The following is an 18,063-nucleotide window of genomic DNA, read 5'->3' as shown; positions in this document are numbered from 1 at the left end:
ATTATCTCAAACTACTTGCTAGTTGATCTATCTGACTCAGCGCGTGACGCATGCTGTATACTTTCCATCCGAGCTTAGTTGCTTCTATTGCTTCTGGTTTATCAATGGCAATCCCGACCTTTTTTAGTGGCCATGCCAATTCCATTTCGGCAACAACTTCTTTCTTTTCATTTTGAATTTCTTCGCCAACTTCAGGTAAAGAAACATGATATTTTTCTAATAAATCAATAACACCGTGTATGCCCGGATCGGCTAAGTCGTATACGTCTTGCCAATTTTCTTTAACATTTAATCCTTGAGCATTACGTAAGTGCGAAATTAACTTGGTTTCTTCATGTTTAATAAACATGTGTTGGTGATCAGGCTGTTTACGATGACAATCACAACATAGAGGGGTTAAGTTGCTATCACTATTATCAGACTTAACGCCATTGATATGGTGGACATGCAATAAACGCTTATGTTGGGCTAAATCCAATCCACATTGCTGACATTGATAATTAAACTTTTCACGAATTCTCTTGGAAACCGTTTCCCAGTCTTTTGTGTAGTGACTTGTTTGATTACTAGCTACGCCAGTAGGCATAAACTTAAAAAATGAACTGTATGTGTCGAAGAAGTCTGCCAACTTAAAGTTTTGAACAAAATCTCGCCTTGGCGCACCTCTTTTTAAAGACGCAAATTTTTGGAAGTTAGTCGCTTCTAGACAGTATTGACATACGCTTAAATCGGTTTCGCCTTCCACTAATTCATTCGTTCTATTATCAGTTCCAGATACAGGAAACATTCCATCTAACTTATTTGTAACAACATAACGGTCAAATCGACCTTTTTGTCTCATTCGCTCGAGCATTTCACAGTCTGCAACATGAAACCTGTTGCCTTTGCTACCATCTTCTAGAACTGTATATATCTTGTTGTTGTAACTATGATCTTTGATATATAGAAGAACCTGTCTGCCTTGGTAACTAGCAAGACCAGTGTCAAATTCAATATCCTCAAAGTTAACTTCGAAGCCTTCATTAAGCTTCCTGTCAATCGGCTCAATCGGAATGACTTTACTTTCCAAATCAAACTCAATAAGTTCAGCACCCATTTGGCTTACGGCTTGATCTAGCGATGAAAAATCGACGGTTAGTTTGAATGCCATTTATAGGCCTTCAACAATTTTACGAATTTGTATATCCGCGTTAGTTATTACTCTGAATGAAACTCGACGTGACTTTTCTTTATTCTCTGAACCATCTTGGTTGAGCTTCAACCGTGAGGAGGCTAGCCCAACCGCTGCAAAAGATGACTTTACCCATGCACGCTGTTCGTCTGACAAATTGGACAGAAAATATGCGTAATTCAAAACAGAGCGAGTTCTATTTTGAGAAAGCGTCATATTAAAAAAATAAGCGTCATTAGGGTGCGTATCATTACCCCATTCGGAAGAAGTATGGCCCTCAATTCTTACTTCATCGATGCTATCTCTGTATTCGTCTAGGACTTTAAGGTATCGAGGAATAAATGTTTCTAATATTTCCTTAAACTCTGCTTTTAATGTACTTTCACCGGTATCGAAAAGGACATCTGGAGAGTCAAACTGAAATGATAACGTCTCTTTATCAATTGATGCTACCCACCTTGAGAGATCTTTTTCAAACTCTTGATTAAGAGCATCATATATCGCTACCTGATTTTGCTGGTAAGCTACAGCGACATCCTTTATTTTGTCTCTTTCTATCGAAACGTGTCGCATAAACGCTATTGCAATGAATAAGAAAACCATCATTAGTCCCGCCATTAGATCTGAAACGGTTAACCAATGTTCTCCATCTTCTATATTTCGAGATGTCCCAAAAATCGAGTTCATATCTGCCATGATTTAGCTAGCCTTCCTTACCACAGCGTTCATTTGCTCAGTTAAACGCGAGTAGTCTTTAACGAATTGGTTTGCAATTTGGCCTAGCTTAGTGCCCATTACACTCATGACTTTATTCAATTCTTGCTGCATAGCTTGGTCAAGCATATCGAGTTGACCTTCCACCTTATCACCAGTTTTACTGACCTGTTCGCGTAAGCTTGCATCAATATTAGAAAACACTTTCGTCATATGCTGAGTTTGAGATTCAAATACATCTTCGAGAGAGCTTTCCAAGCGCTTCTGCATTGATTCAATACTTTGAGTGACATTATCTCTTACGGATGTGGTATCTGTTACAAGAGCCTTATTAGCGTCAGTCAATGTGCTTGCCAATGCTTTTGAGTCATCAACCAATGCGTGGATCATTTGACGTACGTGATCGTTTAAGTCTTCAACGGTGTCTTTTAAGTGATTTTTGATAACTTCAGTTTGACTTGTTACGTGATCGGCTGTTGTTTGAAGACCTGCATTGGTTTGGTGTACTTTGTCAGTAAATTCATTAGCTCCTTCTGATATTACTTTTTCAACCTTCGACGCGCTATCTGCTAGCTTTTCACCTATAGTCTCTACTCCGTCTTTGGTGTTATTAACAAACTTTTCAAGTAACTCATTTGACGAAGTTATATGCGTTTGAATGTATTTATCAGACTCTGTAAGTAACTCTTTATAATGAGAACTTGCAGATTCTACAGAATCAGCAATAGTTTTAACGGTTTCGTCAATTTGTTTTCTAATTTCAGGGACGGCCTCAACGGCTCTATCGCGAATATCCTTAAATGCTTCAAGGTGTCGCTCTAATTCATTTAATTGATGTTGATTAACGTCCATAATTTCTTTTAAGTTATTCATCGTTTCAGGTATAGCTTTCGATTCTGTACTTATTTTTGATACAGACTCTTCTGTGGCAGAAATAGATGCAACACCAAGTTTATATTGCTCGGTCATTTCTGAAATTTGAACTTTGTAATTTTCTTGCCAAGTTACTAACTCTTTCACAGCCTCATTAAGCTGTTTGAAGTTCTCACCAAATTGTTCCGTTAGGTTATTATTAAAATCGGTAATTACCTGTTTTAATGCTTCAATGACGGTTTCAGTAGCAGACTTAGAAAGCATATCTGCAAAGTCTTGCATTTTTATCCAAAGCTTATCTGAGAATTTGGTGAAGGCTTCTTTTTGATTCGTTAATTGCTCATTTATTGTTTTTAATGTTTCAGCTGTTTCTTGGCTGGATTTAATCGTTAGCTTTTGATTGTCATTGATATCACCTCTAAGAAGTTTCAACTGACTTAGAATTGAGCCATCACTATCGCCACCGATGGCAGTTACTAATGTATCGATTGATTGTCTTTGGTTGTTAATGGCGCTTAATATATCTTCTGGTGTTGCCCCAGTAATAGATTCAGCACTATCAGGTTTTGAAATAACTCCAGAGGTTTGTAACACCTTAAATATTATTGAAAGTAATATACCGACTAAGCTTGTTAAAAACGCTGTTTTTAAACCGTTAAGTAACCCCTCAATACTTCCATCAATATTCGTTGCATCGAATGCCATGAGGCCTATTACTATGCCAGCAAAAGTACCAAAGATTCCTAATGACGTTAATAAAGCAGGCGTATAGGACACAAATTCATTTGATTTACCGGCTTTGGAATTTCGCACTGCAATAAAAAATGCAATAACAATAAACGAGCAAACTATTATTGTGAGTGAACTTGCATAACGTAATGCTTCATCGTTTTGTAAATTTATAATATCCATTTTAAGTCCTTCTTTACTTCCTAAGGTAAAAAGTCGCTCCCTTAGTTTGTTGTTATTTAGTTCAATTTGTATCCCGGCGCGATTGTCAGGTTTTCAGCACCGTATAAAGTTTGATTTTTATCTAAGTAGAGTTGATACTCTGCGCCAATTAATGAAGCATCTTTTGTACAGTCCACATTCCATCGCCTTAATAAATAACCAGTAAGAGCGGCTCTTGCTTTAATTGTCATACTGCCGTCAACCATTCCGTAGTCTAAAGCAATCGCTGTGGGGTACTCAATGTTTCGAGGATGAGGAACCAGTTCTAGTGAAATGAACGTATTCCACTCTTTATCGTGTTCTTTGCTTTCGTGCTCTTTTGATAAACCAGACATCACTGTTGCTTTTGTAATTCGAGTTAATACAAAGTCGCGAAATTCTTTTGATTTTCTGCAATAAGCACGAACATGCCAACGAAGGCCGTTATCAACTATTGAGTGCGGCACGATGTCTCTTGATGCAGAGCCACTACTTAATGAGGTATAGATAATGTTTACCGCTTTGTTTTGAAAAATGGCTTGGCTTATCCGGGCGACAATCATCAAATCAGGGACATTTAAAGCGCTTGGTGCTTCAACAGGAAATTTTGTATCACTAATAGCATCAAAACCATCTGAAATTTCATTAGCTAATTTAACAAGGGTTTTACGAGCATCATGATTGAAGAGTGGTTTAAAGTTAGACTCTACGATGTACTGTTTTTCTGTTGTGTTATACGACAGGTTTTTAGGTGCAAACTCTTTATAAAGAGCTAAATCTCTGGAAGCAGCGGCAGTACCGCATTCGAAGCGTTGTATAATTTCGTTACGCGTTACCGAGCTTGTGAACATTAATTTAAAATCAATGAAAGCGAGACGTTGTTTTTGTGCGTAATTGACGTTTTCGAGGTCCATCTAACTTATTATTCTTATTAAGTAATAAAGTTAGTGTGTATCATTTTGATAATATCGTCAATGTCCAGATAAAAGAAAAGGAACAATTAAGTCCTTTCCGATTATCTTTTGACTAAGAGAGATATTTCATAATTAAAATATCTCGTGGATTCATCAATGTTTGCCTCATTTTAAGCCAATCTTGCCCATTTAACGTGACGTACTCTACCTCATCACAACTCACATATTGAGAGCCAGATTTTGTAATAAATTGAGTATTATGATCCGACGAAATTTGTATCGGTGACGAAATCACAACATCATCATGTGAAAACCTTAGTGTTTCATCGAGTTCAACAAAGCCGTGTAGCACTTGAGCAATTTCTATTAACTCTCCATCCACTTTATCAACCACTGAAACAACGGTTACTTCCCGTAAATATGTTTTTAAGGAATCTATCTGAAAATCACTATATTCAGAATTAGTTTGGTTACTGTCTATTTGCTGCATTTTACTCACCTCTTTTATTTAAACATCTAAATCTATAGAAGAGGCTTCTAAACTTGTCATTATACAAATATGTATAAAAACAACAGCTTAGGTGTCAAGGTATTGATATTCAATGACAATTATTTTCAAATTTTTTTCATTAATTTATTGAATAACTGGTTTGAGTTTTCTTGGATTAAGCTTAGCTCGTCTATTAACTCATTAATTAAAGTGGGATCTACGAACTGTTTACTTCTACTAATGTAACTCGCTACGTTTAAAGAGAAGTTTGATTCATTGGTGGCCTCATCAACCCGGCTTAACTCTTCAACCTGCCCATTAGTCACCACTTGGCAAATGTCAGTAATGTTTTTCCGCTCAGCTAGAATAGTTGCAATCTCATCTTCACGAACTAATTTGTTGCGCTTGATATCACGATCAAAATACGTAGATGCATCAATGAACACAATGTCATCGGTTTGTTTATTTTTACGAAGAATTACTGCAAACAAATCAACTGTTCTTGCACTTATTAAGCTCGTTGGTAGCTGAATAACTGCATCAACATAATTGTTTTGTACTAGATAGTGTCGAGACTTAGCCTCTTCTATTCGCTGTAACGCACCTCGTCCGACAAATGCTATTGCAATTCCCGTTTCGTTAATTGACCAGATGAGGTGTTGAATCAATGCATGGTCATTGTATTGAGTGGAAATTATATTCAGATCTATCCTTTTTGGGTCATAGTGACCACTTAATGAGCCGCCTTCTTTAGACTTTTTGACTTTTGGACTTGCTGATTTTCTAACGGCTGTTGGCTCATACAGCGCAAACGCTAAGTCAAAAGTTGAAGCTTTTACAAATGGAGTACTATTGAGTGAATAACTCTGGCTTACTACACAATCGTCATTCCCGGCTAGCACAAACTTGTGTACAAGATAGTAAGGGTTTTGAAGCAAGCTCTCGGTGGTAAAATGCCAGTGTGGGTTTAATTGCGCGAGGTAATTGCTGACCTCACCAGTTGATGCCATTGCATCATAGACTTTCAATTTTTCATTGCTTTTAACGATACTTGCTATCAATCGAGAAAAGTCATCTGGCCTGAGCTGAAAATCAAAACCTTTCGCATCACTTTGGATCAATTCAAAAACTTTTGGCTCTTGTAATAATTTGAGAGTTTGCTCATATATTACAATTGAGTCGATACGCGTCAATTCACTTAAATCAAATGCTTCTCGTATCTCATTGAATCTATTCAAGAGCTTATTGAACTTTTCATCACTCAAATTTGTTAATGCTTGTTTTACAACTAACTCTTCTGAGTCAGTGAAATCAAATTTTTCCACGTCAATCGATTTAATATCGTCAGAAACCAGAAGTGATTCTAAGAAATTTTGATATTTCCCATCCTCTATATTGGCGAGCAAATCGATAGTTAGAAGCGCAAGAAAAGAAAGTCTTTCATCTAAATTAGCTGGCAACAAATCGCTGCCTTTATAAGCTTCTACATATTTTATTGTTAGTTCATTGGTTATCATTGCTTCACCATCTCACTTATTAACCCGGCTACTTGGTTTTTTCTTGCTTCTATTAATTGATGATATTTTTCTAATTCAGCATTGACGTTTAATACGTACTCGATGAAATCACTACCACTTTCGTCAGTCAAATCTGGGAGCGGCATCTTCTCTAAGATCCCTTTACCAATAGTACTTTGATAGTTACCACCTGAATTTGCTTCTATCCAATCCTTTGAAAAATTGGTTTCTAAATAAGATTTTAAAAATAAGCTAGTTACCGTTGAAAATTCCGACTTCGGTTTAACAATTAGAAAATGTTGAGTACATATTAGTTTATCAGGCACATCATTAAGCAATACAAGATGCTTTTCTCGTCCTTTAGTGACCATGATTAGATCACCGTTGTTTAAACATTCAACTTTCCTTGAAGTATTTATTTCAGTTTCTGTTAACTTGTCAAAATCTAAGGTTGCTTCGCCTTTATCAAAAACAATATCTCCTATTTGGATCACCTTAAAGCCCATGTCGGCAGCCTTTTTAATGGCTCCACGAAAAGACCTCCCAGTAGAAATATCCGCGTATTTTGAAAGCTGTTCAATTCTCATTTTTTTACCGACCCTAAATTACATACTGAGAAATGTAGCAAAACAGCTTGACAAATTCAAAACATTTGATCAAAACTATTAATACACCCTGAGGAATGTAGCATATAATTAAGGAGGTGCAACATGGTGTTTCCAAAACAAATTCGATTTTACGGAAAGAAAAAAGCGACTTACTTTAACTCTATCCAAATGAGAAAAACGTTCAGACCTGAAAGCAGCTTCGAGACTAGTTTCATGCTGCAACAAGAGTTTGATGATGATGTGTTTGCATGGGCTGGTCAGGCTCAAAGCTTTGTTTTTAATATCAAAGGAAAAAATACTCGCTATACCCCGGATGTTGTTAGAAAACGAAGAACGCCTGAAGGTGACGTGATCGAATTCATTGAGTTAAAACCCAATATCTTTGCCAATAACGAATCGGTCTATACCAAACACCAACTATTGAGTGAACAATTTCTAGATCTGTATAACCGTCCTCTTTCAGTTCATACTGAAGATGATTTTTATAAACCTATCAAAGCTGAGAACCTTGCGCGTTTCTACCAATACAGAGCTTATGACTTTTCACGCTATGATTTAGATTTAGCTTTTACACATTTAACAGATGTTAAATGCGTTGGTGACTTGTATGAGATGTGTTCACGTTTTAATGCATCACCAGCTTTCGCTCCGGCACTAATCGCTCAAAAAAAAGTTCATATTGACTTCGAAAAACCATTTTCTTTGGATCTGCCATTGGAGGTGAAGTATGGCTAGAGGTATCACACTTAGTTCTCTTCAAGATAAAAAATTGGAATACATGGGAAAAAAAGCTGTTGTCAGAGCTGTAAATGAAGCTACTCAAGAATTATTCATTGAGCGCGAAGGTCATCACATGTTCATGCGACCTTTTGTAGATTTATTGGAAGAGATCAAGAAAGGGAAAATCACAATTATTCAGGAGCTTGCTAAGGCTCCGTCTATGCAAGGAGCAACTAGTGAACAACTGCTAGAAATCAATCGTAGAGAAAAGTATTTCTATGCCATGTTGGCTAAGAAATATCCGACCAAAGATGTAGAAAGATTAGTTGAAGATATCCAACGAGAAGCTAACGATACCATAGGTTACGCCCGTTCAACCTTGTGTAAGGATTTTAAAAAATTTAAAAGGGATGGTTATAGCGCAGCTCCACAGGTTTTAAATAACAAACGAAATCGTGACGCTGGATTGACGCAAGATGTGGATGATTTGGTGTGGGAATATTTATACAAACACCACTTAAAAGAAAATGGTAAGTCAGTTGCAGCTACACAACGTTTATTAGCTATGAACTATGAAGAACTGGGCTATGAGGGTAATGCTCCATGCGCTAAAACTCTTATGCGCAGAGCACGGTCATTAGGTCCCTATGAGTATGATCGCCTTCGCTATGGCGAATCATACGCAAAAAACAAATATAAACAAAAATTAGAGAAGTACGACATCACGATTCCACTAGATCGCGTAGAACTCGATATGGCTCACTTTAACGTTGGCATTGTTAAGTTTGTTAACGGTAAAAAGTACTATCGAGGAACTGTTTCGATGGCGCTTGTATTTGATGTTGGTACGGCCAGTTTATTAGGTTATGCCATTCAAGTAGGCAAGAATAAAGAAGCCTCTAGCTACGTTGTTGCCTCAATTCATCATGCTATTAATAGAAAACCAGACCCTACTTATATTCAACACGGGTGTATGCGTTTAGCGGTCATGGATGCTGGTACAGCCTACCGCTCAGCAATGACCAAAAGTTTATTACAAAAGATTCAAGGAGTATTTGAAACAACCGAAGTAAGAAAGCCATGCTCAAAAGGGTTTGTCGAGAATTTTGTGAATCGCTTGAGGTTAGAATTTTTCCAAGGATTAGAAGGATATTGTGGCCCTTTCGATCCAAGCCGATATTCCGAAGCAAATATCAAGAAAGACGCAAAATACACGTTTGAACAATTCCATCAAAAATTTACCAACTATGTTCGTGATTACCATAACTCGCAATTAAAAAGGTTGCACGGAATAACGCCTAACCAAGCATGGATAAAAGGAACCGAAGTTTACCCTGTATTAGAGCCTTCTGACATTCCTGAGCTACGCAAATATAAGGGGTTGGAAGTGGATGTTACTTACCACATCAAATACGGCACTACCTATGATTATCAGTATTTCAATTCACCAGAGTTGAAAGCGATGTATGAAGCGTATTGCGTTGCAACTAGAAAAGACTACATGCCACTAACATTACTGGTCGATTTAAATGATGCTTCATCTGTAAGCGTTGTAGTACCAAGCGTGGTTAGTCCAAATCCTGATGAAATCGTTTTACTTAGTATTCCCAATACAAATCGATCTGCTTTTGGTAAGTCATTTAATGAATTGAGCATTATTGAAGGCCGTTGCGAAGTGCTAGACGGGGCTACAACATTTCTTGAAGACCATAACTTATCTGGGTATCGAAGTACGCCAAAGCATGGCGATATCATTGATATCACTCATAGCCAAGATTCTGATTTGTCAGAAGACGAAGTTAACACTGAAATTGATGAAATCATTAACTCTGCTGGCGTTGATTTTAAAGCCGAAGAGCAGCTAGATGATGAAGAACTAAAGTCGAGTGATGAACATACTAACGAGCATTTTAACGATGCTGAAAACAAAAACCTAGGAGTATCTGTAGATGATTAAAAAACAAAAATTTAAGTTAAAAGAAGCGGCTTTAGAATTCAAAAAAATGCGATTTGATATGATTTTGCATAAAAACGCGGAACAAAAAGTTATCGACCTCATTAAGATCAGTAATGATGAAGCTAAAGTTCGAGCTTTGTACGGTAGTTCTCATACTGGCAAATCAAACTTTCTTAAAAATTTCATTAAAAAGCACGCAGACATAATTGATCAGCATAGCGGAATAAGAGATATTGTTCTTGTACGACTATCCTCTGGTGTCACGCCAAAAGATTTTTGTGAAGCAATTTTACTGCAACTTGGAATAAAACCAAAAGCAGGAACGAAACAGTCGCAGCTTGAGAATCAAGTTATTGAAGTATTGAAAAATATTGGTATTGAATTACTTATTATTGACGAAACTCAACATGCACTGCCAAATAAAACAAACTCGAAAACTACTCAAAAATTGGCAGATACCATCAAAAATATCGTGGATGAGAGCCATGTTCCAATTTTGTTATGTGGGATCTCTTCTATATCAAAATTAATTGAAAACAACTTTTCCAGAGCTTCAGAAATACAGCTAGAAGAAGAACAACTATTTAACAGAACATTGCCCCCGATTGAATTCAACACAATTGAATTGTCCGATAAAGATACAATGGCTGCTGTAATGCAAGGTTACACAATGATATTCGATAAGTTACACCGCCAATATGGTATATCGATCATCAAAATGACCTCAGCAAAATTTCAAGCCGCGATGTGGGCAACTAGCGAAGGTGTTATTGGCAGAATGGCGTTAGTTTTACAATGGGCCATTGAACTAGCCGATGAGGGGCAACAAATTGATTTTTCAGTGCTTGGTAAAGCCCATGATGCGATAGCTACTGGGGGATGGGATAAAAGCGGCATAAACCCATTTACATGTAGTGAAGTTGATTTAAATAAACGAATTACCACGATTAATAAGTTTTCTAAACGCGCTCGTCTAAATGCCTTAAACAAAGCTAAATCTAAAATGAAGGAGACTGCGTAATGCTGCCACTTAGAATAGATTTTAGTCTGACAATACACCCTGCATATTATCTTCTTAAGGTGGCTAGTATGCATGGATACGCTGATTTAAAGGATATGATAAATGCGCATGGATTTAGATTTCCTTCTAAATTGGATGGCAACCTTGAAAGTTATAACCAAATTATTAAGGCAACTACTGGTATTGAAAGCGATTTAAAAGAATTACAAGGTTTTGAGTATGATAAAAGTCGTTACTTAACATCCTTAATTTATAAAGGTGTGAACATTTGCCCGACCTGCCTTGATGAAGGACATGTAGATTTTGACACTCGTTATCTAACAACTACATATTGTGATGTCCACCAGTGTAAAACAGTGCAAACCTGCAACCATTGCAGTGAAGAGCTTCAATGGGACAATGAGCTACTGAAGGGATTGTGCAGTCATTGCGGCAATAAACTTCAAACGCAATATTCTGAAACTCCAGCGTACATAACGTTTATGGAAAATCTCGATAAAGAGATGATTCCACTCCTTTTAGATGACCTTTCACTTGCTGTTGGTTTCGTTCTAAGACCCTTTGATATCGTCCCAGAACGCGTTAACCGAAATAGCCTAAAGAAGTGGGAGCATATTTTGGAGGTAGCTTTATCTTTACTCACTAATGCTAGAAAAATTGAGAACTGGCTAGCAAATATACGAGCAAATACCCGATTTACTGATTATCGTTCAATCTATGCAGGACCAAGGTTTATGATCAGAAATGCAAAGATGGAATGGCCCATCTTTAAACAAGTGCTGGCGGAAACTAACATAAACGAATGCATTTCTGTAGCAGAGGAATTATCTTCTATCAGCCCTAAGGACTTCGGCATAAAGCCTAGTTGGAAAACTAAGGGATTAAACGAGACTGAACAAGATGAACTTGCACAAAGCAAAACCCCTGTTGATACGTTAGCTGATGTTTTGTCTTGTAACGTAAATGAGGCTAATTTGATTATTAAAAATGGGTTTCTGAAAACTCTACGTTCAGCAAAAACAGGTGTAACAGCTCAAGTTGACATAAGAGAGTTAAACGCAATTGTTTTAAAGGTTGATTTTCAAGAAAATGAAACCTTTGCTAATAACCTCTTAAGTAACGATTTTTTGAAGTTGTTTTACTGTGATTTGGCAGACGTATTCGAGATGGTACGCAATACACCTAAAATATTTACTCAGTCGAAATCTACAGATGGTTTTTTCAAAAGGCTCAAAGTTAACGATACAAGACAGTTTTTAAAAACAATCCTTTCTATATATGAAGGAAGACTTGACGAAAAGGTAACTGAAGCAGAAGCTGTCACTTTGTTTGGTTTTACTCAAAAAGACCTCAAGGCACTTTGGCAGCAAGAGTTGGCCTATTCCCTACCTTGGCAACAAGGAGCAACTTATTTTAGAATCCGCGATATAGAAAATATTGAAAACAAGGTATTCAATCTAAAGCGATACTGCTTAGTTAGAAATATTGACTTTGGTAACCTTAAAGCCGAAATGTCAAAAAGTAATATTGATCCAATTGTTGGTGATTCTTTCTATCAATGTAAGACTCAAGCGATTACCTATATAAAGGAAGGGAAAAGTATCCAGCCAATTAGAACCTTTAAAACTAAAAGGTTGAACAACTGGCCATTTCAACAAATCCAGCCAGCCTAAAACTCTCTATTTAAGTGGGCTAAAAATAATAATAATCGCCCCGACTCCAAACCAGTATCACAATTTATTCCTTTTTATGTTGCAATTCTAATATTCTTGCCGTAGATTATTATTAGATAAATTAAATAAAAACAGTGGGTTGAGAAATAAATCTCACTTTATGAGTCGCAAGACCCCAAGAGATTCAGCTTAAGAGTCCCAAATGGGATTTTAGGATCTCGCCTTAACTGTCCCAGCTCTTTAATCTCAAGGCTGTCTGATCTCAAGTTATGAGTCTTTTGTCAGTCGTTCATTTCTAGATGTAAGTAGAATTTCAATACAATTTAGGTAACGGATGGCGAGATGCAACCCAAGGATATGTTGACCTACTCATCACTAAGCCAGATCAATACACATTAAGTGTCAGAGTTCGTGAACTTGGGAGCACTTGGTCCACTCCCGCTTCATTTGAATTGAACATAAAAGGTATGTGGTACCAGAGCAATCTATTTTATTACTTCGTACTCACATTGGCTGTTTCAGTAGCTCTTTACTTACCAACCCTATATTTAAAAGCTAATTTTACCGTGCATGAAAAACAAGCGTCAGCTTGTCATTTAACTTGAAAGTAGTCCCAGATAAGAGTTCTAAGATCGAGAAAGTGAGTGTGTGAATTTAAGCATAGGTGAGTCACTCTATGCTTAATTGATCTAAAGTAGTATTATCTATTGACTATGATCAGGCTCATAGGCGTTGTGTTGATTCTGCTAATTTAACGACATTTATTAACTCATGCTTTCTAGGTAATTCTTTATCAGTGTAACCATTTTTACCATAGAATCTGATTGTAACGGATTCGTAGTTGGCCTGAGCTATCTTTTTAGCTGCTTCAATACCTATTACACCTGATATAACTTCGACTTTTTGATGTTCTTTAGCTATATCATTATAGCTACCAACCACCCTATCTACTTGCCCAGAAACTTTAGCTACCATTTCTTTACCAATATAGATTTCAGCCGAATCAACAAAAGACCAGCTACCATATAAAGCCTTGAAATAAAGATCGATTGATATTTGGTTATTTACACTTACCCAAGTATATTGAATTGTTCTAGTTTCACTGCCCCCCATAGCTAAAAGGACATTCATATCATTCGCAGATGCTTGTACGCGATCTTTTAATTTATCGTAAGAGCATGATATTGGCTTACAGTTTTGGGTTAAAGCAGCTTCAGGGATCCCACTACCCTGGCTCATTTTTGCATAATCATGGCCTTGTTTCCTAAATAATTGAACTTCTTTGGTTTGGTGTGATCAGATCATAAAATGCCTTAACCCATGCCTTGAAATGAAGAAGAAAATTAGGAATTGGTCACAGTACAATCGTGCTTTAGTTCAACGCGGTAACATCAACATTTGGCTAAGTGATAGTGCCATCTCAAAGTGGCAGAATACTGAAAAGCACGGTGGCCGTGGTCGTTCAAATTACTATTCTGATTTAGCAATTGAAACGTGTTTAACCTTAAGGGCCGTATTCCATTTGCCACTCAGGGCCTTAGAAGGGTTTGTAAATTCCTTACTTACTACGATGGATACCTCGCTGCAATCACCGGGTTATAGCTGTTTATGCAAACGCAGTAAAACACTTGATGTGCAATATAGAAAAAGCGCAGGCAAAGGCTTTATAGATATTGTGGTCGATAGCACGGGCCTTAAAGTGTATGGAAATGGTGAATGGCATACAAGAAAACATCGTGCGACTAAGCGCCGAACTTGGCGAAAATTGCACTTGGCCGTTGATGCGACAAGTCACGATATTGTGGGTGCTGAGCTGTCGATGGTAAATGTGTCAGATGGTGAAGCCCTTGCCGATTTAATCAGGCCACTGCGTAGGAATATAGACAGAGTCACAGGTGATGGAGCATATGACACACGCAGTTGCTATGAGGAGGTCGCAGCAAAAGGTGCGATTATGCGGGTACCGCCAAGAGAGAATGCCCAATACTGGGAAGAAGGACACCCCAGAAACAATGCCATATTTATGATGCACCAAATAGGGTTAACGCAGTGGAAAATGAATTCAGGGTACCATCTTCGTTCACTTGCCGAGACGGCGATGTATCGTTTTAAACAATTAATGGGTGATAAGCTGAAAAGTCGTCAATTCAATAGTCAGCATACTGAAACGATGATTAAAGTGAAGGCAATAAATAAAATGAATGGGCTAGGTATGCCCAAATATCAGCAACAAAGTTAAAACTGAGAAATTGATTGGTAGTTAGCTATTTGATCAACAAGGCCCATAATCATTTGCAACACAACCCATTAGTGAACCCATTAATACAACTGTTAAAATATTATTCTTCATACTCGCTCCTATCTCCATGTTTGAATTTTTCGATTATCGCATAACTATTTAGTATATATGCGACATCAAGCCAATTTAATCGGCGTGTTTATTACTTCCAAGCTATCCTTGCATTGCTTAGAGTTTTTAACCGTCTTATTAGACCTAACTTTACTAATGTATGTAAAGTAATTTCTACATACATTAGCCCTTCACGCGGCCTTGTTTCCTAAATTTTACTATTGTGGGGCCTTGTTTCCTAAATAATTGAACTTCTTTGGTTTGGTGTGATCAGATCATAAAATGCCTTAACCCATGCCTTGAAATGAAGAAGAAAATTAGGAATTGGTCACAGTACAATCGTGCTTTAGTTCAACGCGGTAACATCAATATTTGGCTAAGTGAGAGTGCCATCTCTAAGTGGCAAAATACCGAAAAACACGGTGGCCGTGGTCGTTCAAATTACTATTCTGATTTAGCAATTGAAACCTGTTTAACCTTAAGAGCTGTATTTCACTTGCCGTTAAGAGCTTTATAGGGGTTTGTAAATTCCTTGCTCACTATGATGGATGCCTCATTGCAATCACCGGGTTATAGCTGTTTATGCAAACGCAGTAAAACACTTGATGTGCAATATAGAAAGAGCGCTGGCAAAGGCTTTATAGATATCGTAGTCGATAGCACAGGCCTTAAAGTGTACGGAAATGGTGAATGGCATACGAGAAAACATCGAGCGACTAAGCGTCGAACTTGGCGAAAACTGCACTTGGCCGTAGATGCGACAAGTCACGATATTGTGGGTGCTGAGCTGTCGATGGTCAATGTGTCAGATGGAGAAGCCCTTGCCGATTTAATCAGGCCACTGCGTAGGAATATAGACAGAGTCACAGGTGATGGAGCATATGACACACGCAGTTGCTATGAGGAGGTCGCAGCAAAAAAAGCGATTATGCGGGTACCGCCAAGAGACAATGCCCAATACTGGGAAAAAGGACACCCCAGAAATAATGCCGTATTTATGATGCACCAAATAGGGTTAACGCAGTGGAAAGTGAATTCAGGGTACCACCTTCGTTCACTTGCCGAGACGGCGATGTATCGTTTTAAACAATTAATGGGTGATAAGCTAAAAAGTCGTCAATTTAATAGTCAGCATACTGAAACGATGATTAAAGTGAAGGCAATAAATAAAATGACTGGGCTAGGTATGCCCAAATATCAGCAACAGAGTTAAAGCTGAGAAATTGATTGGTAGTTAGCTATTTGATCAACAAGGCCCCTTCACGCGCGCGTAAGCTCGGTTTCTAATTTATTAGCCACTCCATTTAAATAGAGAAACCCTATGAACGACGTGAATTATATTGTTACCCCAGTTGTTGAACACTTAGAAAACGTAAAGCTGAAATAGCGCTATTATCTCCTTAAGAGTTAGAACAGGCACTAAACACCACTACTGGTTTTTTAAGCCTGAAAGTGTTCAGCCCCCTCATACGAGAGCAGCATGAGTAACGCAGAAGCGATATTGGTACTAACACTAATGGTGAGCACATTACTGTGCTTGCCCTATTTAATGTCTAGAGTTGTTGTGGTTCAATAATTCCGGACACTATTTTAGGTGGTATCATTACCACTCAATCAGAGGTGTCCGATGGCAAAAAAACGCAGAACATTTAGTAAAGAACTCAAGCTTGAAGCTGCACAAACCAAATTGTGATTCAGGATGCTCAAGATGATGCAACAGCCACGCGCACTGGTGAAAACATTGGTCGTCAAATTACTGCATTGATTGTAAATGATATTCAAGAAAATGGTGTTATTATCAAGTCAATTAGGAATGCAGCTTAGGTTAGTATCATAAGGATAGTTATGTTTTCAGGTGCAATGGTTGTACTTTTATTCATGTTTCTCATTTGTGTATTTTACTCAAAGGCAATTGGTAAAAAAATTACAAGTGAGCGTTTTATACAAATCGTGAGTTACTTTCCAATTATTGTCTTCATTTATATTTCATTTTTTTATTTGAGAGTATTTGGAATAGACCTACGTAACCCCAATTTAACTGATTGGGTAAATGTTGCAACATACTTTAACAACGCATTCAGCCCCTTTTTATTGCTAGTTACAATGGTATTACTTTACAAAACATGGGATACGAGTAAAACCGAACTTGAAGAAACAAAAAAAGAATTAAAAATACAAAACACCATATCGAGATACCCTCATCACATCGATATTGTCAGGCATCGATTGAAAACTCTTGAACAGAACCTCAAAATGAACTGCTCTACTCAGCTGGTTGATGATGCATTCGTATACTTTATGTGTCTTATACAAGAGAACAGAGATGCCTTAGATAAATTAAGCAGATTTCAAGTTGATTGGACCTTAGGAAGCGCTCCTCGGCCTGTTCACCCTGACACCCCTATTGAAAAGTACCCAGAAACATTCAAAAAATCATTTAAGTATCAAATAGAATTTGCAATGATGAATTGCTATCAGGATAAAGAAGCCATATTAGAAAAGTTCAGCAATGATGGTGATTTACAATCATGCATTGAGGCAATTGTCAGCTTATTAATAAATCAGCTACTCTTTAAAACTGACCCTCATCTTTACGATGAAGTTCACGCACTTGAGCAGTATAAAATGCTAATTACTGACATCGTAAACGAACAAGATGCAGAACTTCAAAAATTACTCAAGAAAGAGGTAGATTACTATTTCAAACCAAAACTCATCAATGCTTTAGATACTCACTTACGAACACTACAAGAAAATAACGAGCTGCTAGCTATTTATAGGAACTTACATCGCACCGAGTAAATCAAGAATTCACGAAGTACAAAATTGGGGGCGTCACTAGCTAAAAAATCAATGGGCGACTGGCATTCTGATGGAAGCAATTAAACCTAATTTTTCGGTTCGATGCCACCGCTTAACTGTAAAGCGGTGAGCTGCGCAAAGTTGAATTTAAGTTAAACAACGGTGAGTGGTAAATATTGTTGGCGCCTGGCTTTCAATTACAAAACTTAAAATCAATCGCGTATAACACTGTATTAAGAATTGAAAACTAAGGCTGCTATAGTGAAGAACTCAGCGATGCAGTGCGAGCCTGTAATTTAAATTGTGTATCTGCTTATAATTAA

15 protein-coding genes and 1 pseudogene are annotated in these 18,063 nt (G+C 37.4%); 8 read left to right on the top strand and 8 right to left on the bottom strand.

Features of this window, described 5'->3' with window-relative positions; genetic code table 11:
- Window position 1: 1 nt before the first annotated feature.
- The 7 genes from PCIT_RS21060 to PCIT_RS21030 all read right to left on the bottom strand — a co-directional run bounded on the left by PCIT_RS21060 (window position 2) and on the right by PCIT_RS21030 (window position 7,196).
- Entirely contained in the window at window positions 2-1,150 is a 1,149-nt protein-coding gene (locus PCIT_RS21060; RefSeq protein WP_010365350.1) for an HNH endonuclease, read from the bottom strand.
- Entirely contained in the window at window positions 1,151-1,858 is a 708-nt protein-coding gene (locus PCIT_RS21055) for an OmpA/MotB family protein (RefSeq protein ID WP_010365352.1), read from the bottom strand. It abuts the gene before it with no gap.
- Between the two features lie 12 nt (window positions 1,859-1,870).
- Window positions 1,871-3,670, bottom strand: a complete 1,800-nt coding sequence (locus tag PCIT_RS21050) for a DUF4199 domain-containing protein (RefSeq protein WP_010365353.1) — start codon at window positions 3,668-3,670, stop codon at window positions 1,871-1,873.
- A 56-nt stretch (window positions 3,671-3,726) separates the two neighbouring features.
- A complete protein-coding gene (locus PCIT_RS21045) occupies window positions 3,727-4,602 on the bottom strand; it encodes a WYL domain-containing protein (RefSeq protein WP_010365356.1) in 876 nt (291 codons plus the stop codon).
- A gap of 112 nt (window positions 4,603-4,714) precedes the next feature.
- Window positions 4,715-5,092 (bottom strand): hypothetical protein, encoded by a 378-nt coding sequence (locus tag PCIT_RS21040; protein ID WP_010365358.1) that lies wholly within the window; start codon window positions 5,090-5,092, stop codon window positions 4,715-4,717.
- A gap of 125 nt (window positions 5,093-5,217) precedes the next feature.
- Window positions 5,218-6,609, bottom strand: a complete 1,392-nt coding sequence (locus PCIT_RS21035) for an N-6 DNA methylase (protein ID WP_010365359.1) — start codon at window positions 6,607-6,609, stop codon at window positions 5,218-5,220.
- Window positions 6,606-7,196 (bottom strand): restriction endonuclease subunit S, encoded by a 591-nt coding sequence (locus PCIT_RS21030; protein ID WP_010365361.1) that lies wholly within the window; start codon window positions 7,194-7,196, stop codon window positions 6,606-6,608. The genes PCIT_RS21035 and PCIT_RS21030 overlap by 4 nt, the downstream gene beginning before the upstream one ends.
- A 123-nt stretch (window positions 7,197-7,319) precedes the next feature.
- On the opposite strand from PCIT_RS21030, the gene PCIT_RS21025 reads away from it, so the two are divergent.
- Genes PCIT_RS21025 through PCIT_RS21010 form a run of 4 tightly spaced genes read left to right on the top strand, consistent with a single transcriptional unit; the run spans window position 7,320 to window position 12,588 of the window.
- Window positions 7,320-7,952 carry a hypothetical protein gene (locus PCIT_RS21025; protein ID WP_008465531.1) on the top strand — a complete coding sequence of 211 codons (633 nt, stop codon included), beginning with the start codon at window positions 7,320-7,322 and terminating at the stop codon, window positions 7,950-7,952.
- Entirely contained in the window at window positions 7,945-9,894 is a 1,950-nt protein-coding gene (locus tag PCIT_RS21020) for a hypothetical protein (RefSeq protein WP_010365369.1), read from the top strand. The genes PCIT_RS21025 and PCIT_RS21020 overlap by 8 nt, the downstream gene beginning before the upstream one ends.
- Window positions 9,887-10,915 carry a TniB family NTP-binding protein gene (locus PCIT_RS21015; RefSeq protein ID WP_010365372.1) on the top strand — a complete coding sequence of 343 codons (1,029 nt, stop codon included), beginning with the start codon at window positions 9,887-9,889 and terminating at the stop codon, window positions 10,913-10,915. The genes PCIT_RS21020 and PCIT_RS21015 overlap by 8 nt, the downstream gene beginning before the upstream one ends.
- Window positions 10,915-12,588, top strand: coding sequence for a hypothetical protein (locus PCIT_RS21010; RefSeq protein ID WP_010365374.1), 1,674 nt, complete (start codon window positions 10,915-10,917; stop codon window positions 12,586-12,588). Before PCIT_RS21015 ends, PCIT_RS21010 begins: the two co-directional genes overlap by 1 nt.
- A 723-nt stretch (window positions 12,589-13,311) precedes the next feature.
- On the opposite strand, the gene PCIT_RS21005 is transcribed toward PCIT_RS21010, so the two are convergent.
- Window positions 13,312-13,827, bottom strand: a complete 516-nt coding sequence (locus PCIT_RS21005; protein ID WP_010365375.1) for a hypothetical protein — start codon at window positions 13,825-13,827, stop codon at window positions 13,312-13,314.
- 91 nt (window positions 13,828-13,918) lie between these two features.
- Here PCIT_RS21005 and PCIT_RS21000 point away from each other — a divergent pair, with 91 nt between their 5' ends.
- From PCIT_RS21000 to PCIT_RS20990, 4 genes and pseudogenes are all read left to right on the top strand, one after another.
- Window positions 13,919-14,827 carry an IS5 family transposase gene (locus PCIT_RS21000; protein ID WP_192992834.1) on the top strand — a complete coding sequence of 303 codons (909 nt, stop codon included), beginning with the start codon at window positions 13,919-13,921 and terminating at the stop codon, window positions 14,825-14,827.
- Between the two features lie 415 nt (window positions 14,828-15,242).
- Window positions 15,243-16,151, top strand: a pseudogene (locus tag PCIT_RS20995) (IS5 family transposase).
- A gap of 476 nt (window positions 16,152-16,627) precedes the next feature.
- A complete protein-coding gene (locus PCIT_RS23295) occupies window positions 16,628-16,762 on the top strand; it encodes a hypothetical protein (RefSeq protein ID WP_273542025.1) in 135 nt (44 codons plus the stop codon).
- A 21-nt stretch (window positions 16,763-16,783) separates the two neighbouring features.
- Window positions 16,784-17,740, top strand: coding sequence for a hypothetical protein (locus PCIT_RS20990; protein ID WP_010368197.1), 957 nt, complete (start codon window positions 16,784-16,786; stop codon window positions 17,738-17,740).
- Window positions 17,741-18,063: the final 323 nt, after the last annotated feature.

Source organism: Pseudoalteromonas citrea (assembly GCF_000238375.3).
Taxonomy (GTDB): Bacteria; Pseudomonadota; Gammaproteobacteria; order Enterobacterales; family Alteromonadaceae; genus Pseudoalteromonas; species Pseudoalteromonas citrea.
The sequence above is the reverse complement of the archived record's forward strand: the minus strand, read 5'-3'. Positions and strand labels throughout refer to the sequence as shown.

Excerpts from the sequence above, each read along its gene's own strand:
- PCIT_RS21060 (WP_010365350.1), bottom strand. The coding sequence starts at position 1,150 with ATGGCATTCAAACTAACCGTCGATTTTTCATCGCTAGATCAAGCCGTA.
- PCIT_RS21055 (WP_010365352.1), bottom strand. The coding sequence starts at position 1,858 with ATGAACTCGATTTTTGGGACATCTCGAAATATAGAAGATGGAGAACAT.
- PCIT_RS21050 (WP_010365353.1), bottom strand. The coding sequence starts at position 3,670 with ATGGATATTATAAATTTACAAAACGATGAAGCATTACGTTATGCAAGT.
- PCIT_RS21045 (WP_010365356.1), bottom strand. The coding sequence starts at position 4,602 with ATGGACCTCGAAAACGTCAATTACGCACAAAAACAACGTCTCGCTTTC.
- PCIT_RS21040 (WP_010365358.1), bottom strand. The coding sequence starts at position 5,092 with ATGCAGCAAATAGACAGTAACCAAACTAATTCTGAATATAGTGATTTT.
- PCIT_RS21035 (WP_010365359.1), bottom strand. The coding sequence starts at position 6,609 with ATGATAACCAATGAACTAACAATAAAATATGTAGAAGCTTATAAAGGC.
- PCIT_RS21030 (WP_010365361.1), bottom strand. The coding sequence starts at position 7,196 with ATGAGAATTGAACAGCTTTCAAAATACGCGGATATTTCTACTGGGAGG.
- PCIT_RS21025 (WP_008465531.1), top strand. The coding sequence starts at position 7,320 with ATGGTGTTTCCAAAACAAATTCGATTTTACGGAAAGAAAAAAGCGACT.
- PCIT_RS21020 (WP_010365369.1), top strand. The coding sequence starts at position 7,945 with ATGGCTAGAGGTATCACACTTAGTTCTCTTCAAGATAAAAAATTGGAA.
- PCIT_RS21015 (WP_010365372.1), top strand. The coding sequence starts at position 9,887 with ATGATTAAAAAACAAAAATTTAAGTTAAAAGAAGCGGCTTTAGAATTC.
- PCIT_RS21010 (WP_010365374.1), top strand. The coding sequence starts at position 10,915 with ATGCTGCCACTTAGAATAGATTTTAGTCTGACAATACACCCTGCATAT.
- PCIT_RS21005 (WP_010365375.1), bottom strand. The coding sequence starts at position 13,827 with ATGAGCCAGGGTAGTGGGATCCCTGAAGCTGCTTTAACCCAAAACTGT.
- PCIT_RS21000 (WP_192992834.1), top strand. The coding sequence starts at position 13,919 with ATGAAGAAGAAAATTAGGAATTGGTCACAGTACAATCGTGCTTTAGTT.
- PCIT_RS20990 (WP_010368197.1), top strand. The coding sequence starts at position 16,784 with ATGTTTTCAGGTGCAATGGTTGTACTTTTATTCATGTTTCTCATTTGT.